The organism is Streptomyces sp. NBC_00775 (assembly GCF_036347135.1).
Classification (GTDB): domain Bacteria; phylum Actinomycetota; class Actinomycetes; order Streptomycetales; family Streptomycetaceae; genus Streptomyces; species Streptomyces lutosisoli.
This window is the reverse complement of sequence record NZ_CP108938.1, coordinates 10872311-10885275: the sequence shown is the minus strand read 5'-3', so window position 1 is coordinate 10885275 and position 12965 is coordinate 10872311. Positions and strand designations below refer to the sequence as shown.

The window sequence follows — 12965 nt, the reverse complement described above, 5'->3', positions numbered from 1 at the left end:
TCTCCTCGCACAGGAAACTGCGGGCTCCCAAGCACGACCGAATGACGTGTGTTCGAAATCGCAGCCGGGTCGTTGATTCTCACGACTCCGCCGCAGCGACCGTCCTAGGGGGAACGATGACCTCGGCCATTGAGCAGGATCAGCCGCCACAACCACCGAAGGGCACCTCGCAGGAAGGCGAACCGCAGGGGGCCAGTGTTCGAGAGGAGGAATACCTCTACCGCGACGAGTCGCGGCTCCAGGCGGGGTCGCTGCTGACCTCCCGCACGATGGCACGGCGACTGCCCTCGCTCGTACGGCGGTCGGTGCAGATGGCCTGGCGGGTGGACCGCGGCGCGACCATCGGACTGCTGGTGTGTCAGATCGGGACGGGTGTCCTCGCGGCCCTTGGCCTCCTGGCCGTCACGGGCACGATCACCGCGCTGATCTCCTCGGGCGACATCACCGAGCGGCTGTGGGATGCCGCCCCGCAGTTGGCAGTCATCGCCGCGGCCACCGGCCTGCGTTCGCTGCTGGGCATCACGGTGGTCTGGCTGACTGGCCGTCTGCGCCCGGTGCTCGGCCGGGCGGCCGAGGTGACGATGGTCGAGGCCGCGCTCGGCGCGGAACTGGCCGCGAACAACAAGCCGGGCTACAACGATGCATACGACATCGCGGACCGCGGCGCCCAGGTCACCCCTGACCTGGTAGAGGAAGCACAGGACGTGCTCGCTGCGACCGCGACGCTCACGGCCGGCGCGGCCGTCCTGACCGTCCTGCACCCGCTGCTCCTTCCCCTCCTCTTCCTCGCCTGCTTGCCGCAGGCCGCCGCCTACGTCCGCTCCGCACGCGTGATCTACCTCGCCAGCCTGGAGACCTCCGGGAGGCGCCGGATGCTGGGCAAGCTGCGCTGGCACATGGCCTACATGGAGTCCAGCGAGGAGATGCGCGCCTGCCTGGCCGGCCCCTTCTTGATCGGCCGATACCGAAAGCTGGCCGCCTCGGTCAACGCGGCTGAACGCAAGGCCGCGAACACAGGTGCCTGGATGGGGCTTGCCGGAGCTGTCGCCGGCGGAATCGCCTCGACCGCGGTGTGGGCGGCGCTGCTGTGGCTCCTGGCCTCCGGCCGGATGAGCCTGGCGGCCGGAGGCGGCGCCGTCTTCGCCCTTCAGACGGCCACCGGCTCGGTGCGCGGCATCATCAACGGCGGGGCCCGCCTGGTGCGTACCGGCTGGTACGTGCAGGACTGGCAGAACTTCCTCGACAACGCCCACGGCCAGGCCATGACCGACTCCCGCGGGACCGCCGCCCTGCCCGCGGTCCCGGAGCGCTTCGAGGTCCGCGACGTGACCTACCGCTACGACGGCGCCCCGAAGGACAGCCTGAGCGGTGTCTCCCTCCACGTGCGGCGCGGCGAGATCGTGGCCCTGGTCGGGGAGAACGGCTCCGGCAAAACAACCCTCTCCCGCCTGCTGTGCGGACTGCTCCTGCCCACCGAAGGCGACGTGGCCTGGGACCACGCCTCCACGGCGGACCTGGATCCCTGGGGGGCATGGGAGCACGTCGCTCTGGTCCCGCAGAAGTTCACGTATCTGCCGCTGACGATGCGCGACAACATCACCTTCGGACAGGGCGACACCAGCGACGCGGCCCTGCTCGCCGCGTGCGAGGCGTCCGGCGCCGCGGAGATGCTGCCCAACCTCCGTTCCGGCCTGAACACCCTCCTGACCAGCGAGTGGTTCGGCGGGCAGCAGCTCTCCGGCGGGCAGTGGCAGCGCCTCGTCCTCACCCGCGCCTTCCACCGGCAGGCGGCGCTCCTGGTGATGGATGAACCCACGGCCGCGCTCGACGCACGGGCCGAGCACCGGATCTTCTCCGGCCTGCGCGAACTGGCCAAGGACCGCGCCGTCCTGCTGATCACGCACCGGCTCACCAATGTGGCCGTCGCCGACCGGATCGTGGTCCTGGACGAGGGACGGATCGTGCAGGAGGGCACCTACGCCCAGCTCACCCAGGAGCCGGGGCTCTTCCAGTCCCTGTGGGAGCTGCAGCGCCGGATGAGCGGCGGCACCGCCTGATCACCGCTCCCCGGTCCGCGCCGTACACCCGCCCAGCGTTCTGAAAGGCAGAGCTTCGTGACCTCTCCCGTCTCCCCTTCGGATCACGTTGCACCGCGTGCCGCCCTGTCCGCAGCGCAGTACGCCGCGTCCCGGCACGCGGTGTGGCTCGGCGCCGCCGCGATCGTCACCGATCAGGTCGGCCGCGTCCTGCTGGTGCACCCCACCTACCGCGAGGGCGACTGGTGGCTGCTGCCCGGAGGAGTCGTCGAACCCGGCGAACACCCGCACGTCGCCTGTCGGCGCGAGATCACCGAGGAACTGGGCCTGCCGGATCTGCCCCTGTCGGGCGTGCTCGCCGTCCACTCCCTCTCGCGGCGCCACCCCGACATCGGGCCCGGCACGCCCTGCCCCGGAGAGATCCGGTACGTCTTCGACGGTGGAACCCTGACCCTCGACCAGGTGGAGGCGATCCGTCTGCCTCGCGAGGAGCTGTCCGAGTTCGCCTTCCTGGAGACTCGGGACGCGGTGCAGCGGCTGCGCCCCGTGGACGGGCAGATCATGCTCGCCGCGTACCGTGCCCGGCTCGGCAACACCGCCACCGCCCACCTCGCCGACGGTCGGCACATCTTCGACATCCCTGCGCTGGACCGGCATGACGTCCACGTCCGCTACCGGCCTTTGTGGGACAGCCCCCTCAACCGCGGTCCCGTTCCCGAGCGGCTCCCCGTGCAGCAAGCCTGGGCGTGGTGCTTCGTTCCCGACGGCCGGGTCGTCCTCGTTGCCGACCCCGGCCCTCGGGGCGCCCTGCCGATGCTGCCCGGCGGCACCGTGGAGAAGACCGACCCGACGCCCGAGGACACCCTCCGCCGCGAAGCCGCAGAGGAAGCCCAGCTCACCCTCACCGATCCGGTGCGACTGGGCTGGGTGCTGGACGAGACCGGCGAGGTCTACGGCGGAGTGGGGCCCAACGCCCGCCTCCGGCTGGCCGTCCGGGTCACCGCCATCGGGCCGGCTGCCGTCGACCCCGCCACCGGCCACCCCTTCGCGCGCCTGCTCGCCACCCCCGCCCAGGCAGCCGCCCTACTGGGATGGGGTCCGCCAGGAGCGCGACAAGCCCAACTCGCCGCCGAAACAGCCCAGGAGCACTGGGGCCTGGCCCTCGCTCGCCCCACCGCAATCGAGGAAGTCCCTGCGGAGGGGATGCGGCTGAGCTGACACGAACAACCACCCCGCCTCAACTCGACCCGCTCCGCGCCCCTCTGAGGTACACCCATGCCGCTGTCGCACAACCACATCCGCACCACCGTCGAGACCTACCTCGCTCGCCACCCTCACGAGCGACCGCAACTCGGCGGCCTCCTGGACGCCCTCGACCGGCCCACCGACATCGCCAGCCGCTCCACCTTCTCCGGACACGTCACCTGCGGCGCCATTGTCGTCGACCAGCTCGGCCGCGTCCTGCACGTGCTGCACCTCGCGAGCGGGAAAGTCCTCGCCCCCGGTGGACACACCGAGCCCGAAGACGAGTCCCTGGCAGAGGCGGCCCTGCGGGAGCTGCACGAGGAGACTGGGATCCCACCCCAGAGCGTGGCGCCGTGGCCCGGCTACGAGACCGTGCCGTTCGACATCGACATCCACGACATCGACGCCCACCCGGGCAAAGGCGAACCCGGCCACCAGCACTTCGACCTCCGCTTCCTCTTCCGCCTGCACACCACGACGGACGTGCCGGTAGTGCTGCAGGAAGAAGAAGTCGCCGGCATCGAGTGGCGGCCCATGGACAGGGTGACCTCCCCCTGCCTGCGCGAGAAGCTGCTCAAGCTCACGCCCGAAGCCGAACCGGAGACCGCCAACGCCTCCGCCCTCATCTACAACGACCGCGGCGAGTACCTGCTCCACCTGCGCGACTACTTCCCCGGCCAAATCTGGGAGCCGGGCATGTGGTCACTGCTGGGCGGCGGCCGAGAGCCCCAGGACGCCACCCTGGAACACACCGTGCGACGCGAACTGGACGAAGAAGCCGGCCTCCACATCGCCGACCTGACCCCGTTCGGCACCGAGGAAGCAACCGACGGCGCCAGCGCGACCGTGCCCATCGCCATCTACGCCGGCCGCTGGAACGGCGACCCCCGCGAACTCCACCTGACGGAAGGGGTGATGCTGGCCTGGTTCGCCCCCGCCGACCTCCACCGCCTGCGCATCGCGCCCTCCACCAGCGACCTCGTACGGCGTCACGCCGCCAGCCGCCCGGCCGGCGCCCCCAGCACAGCGTCGCCGAGCGGGGCCGCATCGAACAAGGAGCGCCGCCCGGCCTCCCCGCACGGCACGGTTCTCAACGTCATCGGCGTCCACCTCTACCTGGAGCGGCCCGACGGAACAGTGCTGCTCGGGCTACGCCACCCCGACTCCGCGTTCGCGCCCTCCACCTGGCACGTCCTGGCCGGCCACTGCGAGCAGGAGAGCGCCATTACCTGCCTGATCAGGGAAGCCCGGGAGGAGGCCGGCCTGCAGATCCAGGCCCAGGACGTCGAACTCGTCCACGTCGTCCACCACATCGACCGCGCCGGGGACCAGCCCCGCATGGGCCTGTTCTTCCGCGCCCGGACATGGACCGGCGAGCCGCAACTGCGCGAGCCGGACAAGTGCACCCAGTGGAAGTTCTGGGACCCGGCCGCGCTCCCTGACGACCTCGTCTCCTATACCCGAGTTGCTATCGAAGGCATCCGCGCCGGCCGCCCCTATTCCGAAACGGGATGGGCATGAGCACGCCCGTGCCCTCGCACCCGGACCTCCCGCCCGAGGAAGTGCGGCAGCTCGCAGAGCAGGCGGTGGGACGCATCGCCACCTGGACGGATGCCTCCTGGACTCGCGAGAGCAGCCGGGTATGGCGAGCCGACGGGGTAGAGGGCGGGACCTGGTACGTCAAGATCCACCAGAACAAGCGGTTCCATCACCGCGAGGTGGACGCGTACGGCAGCCGGGTACCGCGCCTCGAAGCAGCCGTCCCCACCCTCGTGACCGCCGACAGCGCGTTGCTCGCCGTCGTCATCACCACGGTGCCCGGCCGTCCTCTGCACGGCCTCGTGCATCCGCCCGAGCAGCGACGACACCTCTTCCACCAGATCGGCGCCCTAGCCGCGGCCATTCACCGCAGCGCGGCAATGCCGTTCCCCGCGGTCGAAGGAGTGCCCGCGCTCGCGAAGGTCGAGCGGCACCTGGAAGGGGCACACCCCTACCTGGACCCGGGGGACGAGGAGTTCATCCGCAGCATCGTGGCGCGCGCCGAAGCCGTCCGCCCCTGGACCGCGTGCCGACACACGGAGACTTCCAGCTGCGTAATCTGCTGCTGGACGAGAACGGCGGCCTCGCGGTGATCGACTTCGAGCGCAGCGAGCCCGGCCCGGCCATCCGCGACCTGGTCCGCCTCTCGGATGCCTGGGCCACGCAACCGCGCCTCCACGACGCCTTCATGTCCGGCTACGGCCGCGACCTCACCCCCGCAGAAGAAGAACGCTTCGTCATCGACTCCACGCTCAACGCCCTCTCCGGAATCCAGTACGGCGCCACCCACGCCGACACGGAAACGCAGGAGCGCGGCCACCGCACCCTGACGCGCTTGCGATCCCAGGGCCGCAACCAGTGAACGGCCACCCGGAGATTCCGTCACGGAGCAACTCCGGTTCACCTTCCACGGGCCACAGACCGCAACGGACCACACCGCATCCATCGGAGGCACGCGTGCCTGACGACACCCAACAGGCGATCCCAGCCGTCCCGAGCCCGGCGACAGGAGATGTACCGCGGGAGCACCATATGCACCTGCCCCCGCGGTACTACCGCCAAGTGGAAGCAGGCCGCAAGACGATCGAAGTGAGGGTGGCCACCCCGCAGAAGCGCGACGTCGCAGCCGGGGACACGGTCGTCTTCCACGACCGCGACACCGGGCGGGAACTCGACGTCATCGTGCACCGGATCACCCCGTACCCCTCCTTCGAGGATCTGCTCAGCTCGGAGACCCCCGCGCGCATCGACCCGGACGAGCCGCCCGGAAAATTGCTCGCCAACCTCCGCGGCATCTACCCGCCGGCCAAGGAAGCCCTCGGCGCCCTCGCCCTCGAATTCGACCACCGCCCAGCACGTCCGGGCCGCCCCATGCCGATGACGCCCACGCAGTACGCGCAGACGGTCCCCCACCACACGGTGTACGGCTGCCTGTACATCCGCGACGAACACGACCGGCCGATCCAACTGCGCTCGGTCTACGGCTCGCGTCTCTGGCAGTTCCCGGGCGGCAACCTGGACGCCCAAGGAGAGGACCCGCTACAGACCGCCCGGCGCGAAACGGTCGAAGAGACCGGCCTCGAACTCGGCCTGGACACTCCGAGGCTGCTCCTGACGCACTTCCTGCACGCCGGGCCGCGCCTGCCGCTGAACAAGGTGGGGCTCATCTTCGACGGAGGGCGGCTGACCGCGGACCAGCTCGGCCGGATCCGACTCGACCCCGCCGAGCACGACATGTGGGCCGTCCACGACCTCGCCACCTGGCAGGAGCTGATGGCGCCGCGCGCCTTCGCCCGCCTCGACGCCATCGAACGAGCCCGTCGCGGCGAGGGCCCCGCCTATCTCATCACGCACACCTGACCCCAGCACGCCCGCCCGGGAGGCAATCGTGCCCGCTGAGGATGCTGGTAAGTCCGGCTATCAGAACCTGCGGAATGGCCTGCGGTTGAGGTCGTCAGTTACCACGCGGGGCGTACATGATCACGGCCATTCCTGTGAGGCAGACGAGGGCTCCGATGACGTCGAAGCGATCGGGCGGTATCCGTCGGCGATCATGCCCCAGGCGATCGACCCGGCACCCACTCGAAGGCGGTCTCGGACCGGGCGGTGTGGTGGCGCACGCCCGGGGCCCCTGCGAGCGAACCGGTGTGCTGACGGCCGCCCGGCGGATCCGTACGAGCCTCAGGACATGCTGCCCCGGCACACCGTCCCCGGGGCCGGGGTGCGGCCCGTGCGGAGGTATTGGTCGACCGTCTCCGTGACGCAGCGGTTCTGCGGGTATGTGCCGTGGCCCTCCTCCTCGGCCGTCAGGAGCACGCCGACACCGTCGCCCAGGGCGCGGGCCATGTGGCGGGCGCCGGGGTATGGGGTGATCGGGTCGCCGGTGCCGCCGACCACCAGGACGGGGGCCGCGCCGGCGGCGTTCACCTGGAGCGTGGTGCGCTCGCCGTCGAACGGCCAGTCGTAACAGAGGTAGACGCCGGTGGACCAGGCAGCGCCGAAGACGGGTGAGGCGGCTTTGACGCGGGCCTTGTCCCGGTCGAGACGTTCGAAGTCCGGGCGCAGGCTGGAGTCCGCGCAGGTGATCGCGGTCTGGGCGGCGTGGTTGTCGTCGCGCGGGGTCGCCGCGCGGTCGGCGGAGCCGATGTCGTCCGCGCTCTTGCTCAGCAGACGGCCGTCGTTGTGGTCGATCAGCGCGGTCAGAGCCTTGGCGAGCGGCGCCCAGCCGTCCGTGCCGAGGCGGAGATGCTCGCTGACGGCGTGCGCAAGCTTGTCGGCGTCGAGGGTCCTTCCGCCGCCGGCCGGGGCGGGCTTCTTCTTCAGACGGTCGGCCAGGTGCGCCATGCGTCGAGCGGCCTCCTCGGGCCCGTCGCCGGTCGGGCAGTGGCGGATACGGGCCGCGCAGTGCGCGGCGAACCGGTCGAACGCCGCCTGGACCGCCTTGACCTGCGACACCTGCTCCTCGTCGAGGTCCTCGGTCGGATCGACGGACGCTTCGAGGACGAGCCGTCCGACATGCGACGGGTACAGGTGGGCATAGACCGCGCCGAGCGCCGTTCCGTACGAGACGCCGAAGTAGTGCAGCCGCTCGTCTCCGAGGAGGTAGCGCATCAGGTCGAGGTCGCGCGCGGTGTGCGAGGTGCCGATGTACGGGAGGAGCGCCCTGGAGTGCTCGGCGCAGGCGTCGGTCCCGTCGTAGCCGGTGTCGTCCACGGTCTTCCCGCATCGCACGGGGATGGTCGCGCCGACGCCGCGCGGGTCGAAGGAGACCAGGTCGTAGCGGTCGAGCAGCGGCTCGTACTGGTTGAGGCGTTCGGGCAGTCCGATCACGCCGGACACGCCGGGGCCGCCGAAGTTGAGGACGAGCGAGCCGATGCGCCGGGCGTTCGGGCCGGTGGCCTTGCGGCGGATCAGGGCGACGTCGATCGTCCTGCCGTCCGGTTTCCGGTAGTCGAGGGGGGCCTTCATGGTGGCGCAGTCATAGCCCGTGCGCGCGGTGCGCGGCGAGGTGCAGTTGGACCAGTGCAGGTGCTGGCCGGTGGTGAGCGCGGTGGGCAGTCCGGAGGGCGGGTTGCTCGCGGTGAACTCCGTACGCGGCTCTGCATCTCGGCCGCGCGCGTCGTGCTGGAGCCAGGCGCTGGCGGCCCCGATCGCGACGAGGACGACCACCGCGATGATGCGCGCACCGACCGAGAGGCCCGGTCTGCGGCTTCGTATCGGAGGTGCGTCACTCATCGAAATCCCCGCGCTCCCGCCCCTGGACGCCCGCCCCGTGCCCGCATGCCCGTACCCATGATCGTCCGATCATCGAATGCGTGCAGGATACAAGCCGCCTTCGACAGCACGGCTCGCGAGAGTGCCCAGAAATTTAGACCGCCCCGTGCTCACGCGACTCCTCCTGCGGTCCGGCCCGGCGTGTGCTGGACGCCGGGCTGCTCGGTGTGCGGCGGCGAGGCCGTCACCGGGGCGGGCTGTGGCCGGGGACCGCGGGCGACGGCGCGCTCCCGCATGCCGTCCTGGAGCCTGGCGGCTGCTTCGAAGGTCCGGCGGGACTGCTCCACCGTGTCGACGTCGACGCCGGACTCCTGCTCCAGAAGGCGGCCGGCCCTCCGGCCGGTGTGGAACGGCCGCGAGTGCGACCTCGATGCGGCAGGCACGGCGACGGCGTACGGCCGGGAGCCCAGGCGCTCCGCACGTCGCGCTGCGTTGACCCGGGCGGCCAAGGCGCCGGCAGCGAGGCGGACCCGCTCGTACGGGGGCGCGGACCGCTTACGGGGCAGCGGGCGCAGCACGGCCTGTGTCTTCCACGGCACCGTCACCCTCGCCGCGATGCGGCTATGACTCCGATGAGGACCTGCCGGACAGCTCCCGGCTGTCCTGACGGCCGTAGCGCTCCCTATCCCGCGCCACCCCTTCGGCACTCACCGATGACTGGATGGTGTACACATCTCCGATACGGTCGTCGCCGCGCCGACGCTGTCGCCATTCTTCGTGAGCCCGGAACACCATGACGGACACCTGTGAAGCAGGCTGCCAATGCCGTGTGAAGGTCGGAGCATTCACATCCGGGGCGTCTTCCAGGGGTACACCCTGCTTCCCCAGCAGCCGCTCCAGTTTGTCGAACCGGAGGTGGCGGTCGAAGCGCCCGTACCGGTCGCGAATTGCCCTGTTGACGATGCTGCCGCCCCAGTACGACAGCCGATGCACCTGCAAGGTGAAGTGGCGACCCTCCCAAGGATGGTCCGGTGTTTCCCGAATCCAGAAGAACTCAGCCATTCCGTAGTCGCGCCACATGCTGTGGTCGTCAAGGGAGTTCTCGGCGAAATCGGAACCCAGCATCGCGGTCACCCGGTCGGGACTGTCCGTCGGATTGGCACCGAGCACCGTTCCGGAGGCGACCACGTCCATGTAGAACCCAAGGGAATGCGGAGTCAACTGGTCTTCCTTGACGGGGCGCCGAGTATCAGAAGCGACGGCCATATGCGACCGGGGACGCCACGAAGATCCGCCGGACAGGCCCTAGCCTCGCGCTTTCACCGAGTGGACGAGGGACGAGCGGCCAGGTAGGGAGGCAGGGTCGCTGAGCTGGGGTGATGGGTCAATAATGTCTCGGTGCGACGCCCTGTCGCTGGTCACCCTGAAGGTGCCCCCGGCCAGCGCCCATTCGCGTGCGAGTCAGGCAGTTCCGGGTTTCTATCGTTGCTTGGCCAGCATCCGCGTCGCTTGCGAGAAGCAGATCAACGCAAAGCCGAAGCCGACAGCCAAGGCGGCAACGCCCCTGCCCGCGTGCTCTCCCAGTAGAAACCAGGCTCCTCCTGCAATGAGCAGGAGGGCTCCCGTTGCCAGCAAGCCGATGGTGATTCTGCGGTCGTTCATCACGGGCCTCGCGCCTCGTCCATCATCGTGCCCAGTAGGCGGCCAGAAAGGCGAAGAGTACTCCTGACCTGCAACGATGGAACTTGTCTAGGGTCCTGTCCACTGCAAGGAAAGAAGCACTCTCCAGGTGAACAAGCGTATCGGGTCGTACCCGCATGTCCGCGTCCAGGGCGGCGGGGGTTCGGTGGTCTCGCAGGCCGGTGGGGTGCTGCAGGTGGAGACCGTTCGCAAGACCGGTCTGGACACGGCGATATCGGCGGCGCTGATGCCGTGGCGCAAGTCGCGGGCGGTGCACGATCCGGGCAAGGTGCTGCTGGACCTCGCGCTGGCGGTGGCGCTGGGCGGAGACTGCCTGTCGGATGTGGCGGTACTGCGGGCCGAGCCGCAGGTGTTCGGGCCGGTGGCCTCCGATCCCACCGTCTCACGACTCGTCGAGGCTCTGGCCGCGGCCGGTCCCCGTGCCCTGACGGGCGATCCGCCGGGCAAGGGCCGAAGTCCGTGAGCGCGTTTGGAAGCTGGCCGGCATCGACGCCCCCGACGCCGGTGGCCAGGTCATTGTGGACATCGACGGGGTACTGGTGCTGGCGCACTCCGAGAAGCAGGACGCCACCGCGACGTGGAAGCGGACCTTCGGGCACCATCCACTGGTCGCGTTCGTCGACCACGGTCAGGCCGGGTCCGGGGAGCCGGTGGCCGGACTGCTGCGGCCGGGCAACGCGGGCAGCAACACCGCCGCCGACCACATCACCACCACCCGGCTGGCCCTGGCCCAGCTTCCGAAGACCTACCGGCGCGGACGCCGCACGCTGATCCGAACCGACTCCGCCGGCGGCACCCACGAGTTCCTGAACTGGCTCACGGTGCGCGGCCGGTGGCTGTCCTACTCGGTCGGCATGACGATCACCGACGCGGTCCACCACGCTGTGCTGCAGGTTCCGGCCTCGGCCTGGACCCCGGCAGTAGAACCGACCGGCCAGGTCCGCGACGGTGCCTGGGTGGCCGAACTGGCCGGCGGCATCCTCAAGGGTTGGCCTGCCGGGGTCCAGGCCGAGGCTGGAACTGCGCCACCGCCAACGGGCCCGCGCCGAGGACCGGATCCGCGCCGCCCGCGATACCGGCCTGCGCAACCTTCCCCTGCACCATGCCGCGCAGAACCAGGTCTGGCTGGAGATCGTCCAGATCGCCCTGGACCTGCTGGCCTGGATGCCGATGCTTGCCCTGACCGGCACCGCCCGCCGCTGGGAACCCAAACGCCTACGACTGCGACTGTTCTCCGCCGCCGCCCGCCTGGTCACCACCGGCCGTCGACGCATCCTGCGGCTGGCTCACCACTGGCCCTGGACCGACACGATCAACAGCGCCTTCACCCGGCTGAAAGCCCTGCCGAACCCCGACTGACCAGCGACAACGACCCACCCCGACGAGCAGCCGAACACCTCCGGAACCGTGGAACCCGGCGCCCACCCGACGCGACAGCCGGGCCCTCGGCCTGCCCACCACCACCCCGACAAGCCGAAACGGCCCATCGGGCAATCCGACAGACTGTCACGAAAAATCGAGGCTAGTGCTGGGTTCCTCAAACGGTGTACACATATCGGCGCCGTAGCAGGCGAGTTGGTGGTGCGGGTCTGCCCCAGATCCAGGGGTTGGCATGGGTGTTGAGCTGGTTGGTCGCCAGGGTGGTGGCGTATTCGATGTCGTCGCGGTTGGCGAATGACCGGCCGGCGAGGGCGGCCTTGCGGAAGATGCGCCACCAGCCTTCCTGCAGGTTGAGCCAGCACGCGCCCACGGGGATGAAGGCATGGTGGATGCGGGGATGGTCTTCGAGCCAGGTCCGGGTGGACACGCTGTTGTGACTGGACAGGTTGTCGGTGACGATCCAGATCTCCCCGTCCGGGTTGGCGTCCTCGAGCAGTTGCAGGAACTGCTGGTAGAACACGCTGTTGCGGGAGGACGCGGTCATCGTGACGGCCTGGCCGTCGGCTGGTCGCAGACCGCCGTAGACCCAGGTCTTCTCCGGTCCGCGGCTGTAGTCGAGTTCCGCTTTGATCCGGTGCCCGTCCGGTGACCAGGCCGGGGCGGGCGGGAAGGTCCGCGGGATCACTGGCCCCAGCTCGTCGGCGCAGATCACCGTCGCGTTGTCGGGCGGGCGGGTGTAGAGGCCGATGATCCTTGTCCTTTTGGGACGAAGTCCGGGTCCTTCGAGCGTGTCCAGGACCGGGTGCGGCGCCAGCGCACACCCTCACCGAGCAGGATGCGGCGCACCTGCGAGCGGCCCACGTCGATCCCTTCGGCCCGCGCCGCCGCGGCCAGGAAATCCAGAGTCCACTCGGCTGGCCCGGACTCGTCGAAGGCCCACGGTTCCCCGACGGGCTCCCACCGCAGCCGCCCCGGCGGCACGGTCTTGACCAGGGAGATGATCCGAGATCGTTCCTCCTCGGTGATCCGCCGCTTGCGTCCCTGACCGCCAAGGTCATCCAGCCCTTGCAGGCCCGAGCGGTTGAAGCGGTGCAGCCAGCACCGGACCGTTTTCTGGCTGCAGCCCAGTTCCACGGCGATCGCCGGCACCCGCAGCCCCGACCAGCTCAGCTCGATCATCCGCGCCCGCATCACCGCATCCCGCGGAGCCTTCCTCGCCCGCGAAAGGCGGCGAACGACGGACCGCTCGTCCTCGTCACGCCCCGGCCGTGCCCGTAAAACCATCGCCCAGCACCCGCCCCCGAGCACTATCAACTACCCCGCCACCAGGACATATACCCAGCGAAAGAG

The 12965-nt window shown here is 70.0% G+C and carries 9 protein-coding genes and 3 pseudogenes; 6 read left to right on the top strand and 6 right to left on the bottom strand.

Going from position 1 to position 12965, the window contains the following annotated elements:
- Window positions 1-116 precede the first annotated feature (116 nt).
- The 5 genes and pseudogenes from OIC96_RS48745 to OIC96_RS48720 all read left to right on the top strand — a co-directional run bounded on the left by OIC96_RS48745 (window position 117) and on the right by OIC96_RS48720 (window position 6680).
- Complete coding sequence (locus OIC96_RS48745; RefSeq protein WP_330301668.1) at window positions 117-2057, top strand: ABC transporter ATP-binding protein; 1941 nt, start codon at window positions 117-119, stop codon at window positions 2055-2057.
- A 57-nt stretch (window positions 2058-2114) separates the two neighbouring features.
- Window positions 2115-3254, top strand: a complete 1140-nt coding sequence (locus OIC96_RS48740; RefSeq protein ID WP_330301669.1) for an NUDIX hydrolase — start codon at window positions 2115-2117, stop codon at window positions 3252-3254.
- Between the two features lie 57 nt (window positions 3255-3311).
- Window positions 3312-4802, top strand: a complete 1491-nt coding sequence (locus OIC96_RS48735) for an NUDIX domain-containing protein (protein ID WP_330301670.1) — start codon at window positions 3312-3314, stop codon at window positions 4800-4802.
- Window positions 4793-5682, top strand: a pseudogene (locus tag OIC96_RS48730) (phosphotransferase enzyme family protein). The gene OIC96_RS48735 and the pseudogene OIC96_RS48730 overlap by 10 nt, the downstream one beginning before the upstream one ends.
- Window positions 5683-5852: 170 nt before the next feature.
- On the top strand, window positions 5853-6680 hold the full coding sequence (locus OIC96_RS48720; RefSeq protein WP_330301671.1) for an NUDIX domain-containing protein: 828 nt from the start codon (window positions 5853-5855) through the stop codon (window positions 6678-6680).
- A 94-nt stretch (window positions 6681-6774) separates the two neighbouring features.
- Here OIC96_RS48720 and OIC96_RS48715 read toward each other — a convergent pair.
- From OIC96_RS48715 to OIC96_RS48700, 4 genes and pseudogenes are all read right to left on the bottom strand, one after another.
- A pseudogene (locus OIC96_RS48715) lies at window positions 6775-6896 on the bottom strand (YnfA family protein); the annotation flags it as partial.
- A 105-nt stretch (window positions 6897-7001) separates the two neighbouring features.
- Entirely contained in the window at window positions 7002-8555 is a 1554-nt protein-coding gene (locus OIC96_RS48710) for an alpha/beta hydrolase (protein WP_330301672.1), read from the bottom strand.
- Between the two features lie 149 nt (window positions 8556-8704).
- Entirely contained in the window at window positions 8705-9139 is a 435-nt protein-coding gene (locus OIC96_RS48705; protein ID WP_330462158.1) for a hypothetical protein, read from the bottom strand.
- A gap of 16 nt (window positions 9140-9155) precedes the next feature.
- Window positions 9156-9728: a hypothetical protein gene (locus tag OIC96_RS48700; RefSeq protein ID WP_330301674.1), complete on the bottom strand. Its 573-nt coding sequence runs from the start codon at window positions 9726-9728 to the stop codon at window positions 9156-9158.
- Between the two features lie 595 nt (window positions 9729-10323).
- Between OIC96_RS48700 and OIC96_RS48695 the strand changes: the two are divergent.
- Window positions 10324-11594, top strand: a pseudogene (locus OIC96_RS48695) (IS1380 family transposase).
- Between the two features lie 178 nt (window positions 11595-11772).
- On the opposite strand, the gene OIC96_RS48690 reads toward OIC96_RS48695, so the two are convergent.
- Together OIC96_RS48690 and OIC96_RS48685 are read right to left on the bottom strand one after the other, a co-directional pair.
- On the bottom strand, window positions 11773-12327 hold the full coding sequence (locus tag OIC96_RS48690; RefSeq protein WP_330301675.1) for a transposase: 555 nt from the start codon (window positions 12325-12327) through the stop codon (window positions 11773-11775).
- The gene (locus OIC96_RS48685; protein ID WP_330301676.1) at window positions 12324-12899 is read right to left on the bottom strand and encodes a helix-turn-helix domain-containing protein; all 576 of its coding nucleotides are present in this window, start codon (window positions 12897-12899) and stop codon (window positions 12324-12326) included. Before OIC96_RS48685 ends, OIC96_RS48690 begins: the two co-directional genes overlap by 4 nt.
- Window positions 12900-12965: the final 66 nt, after the last annotated feature.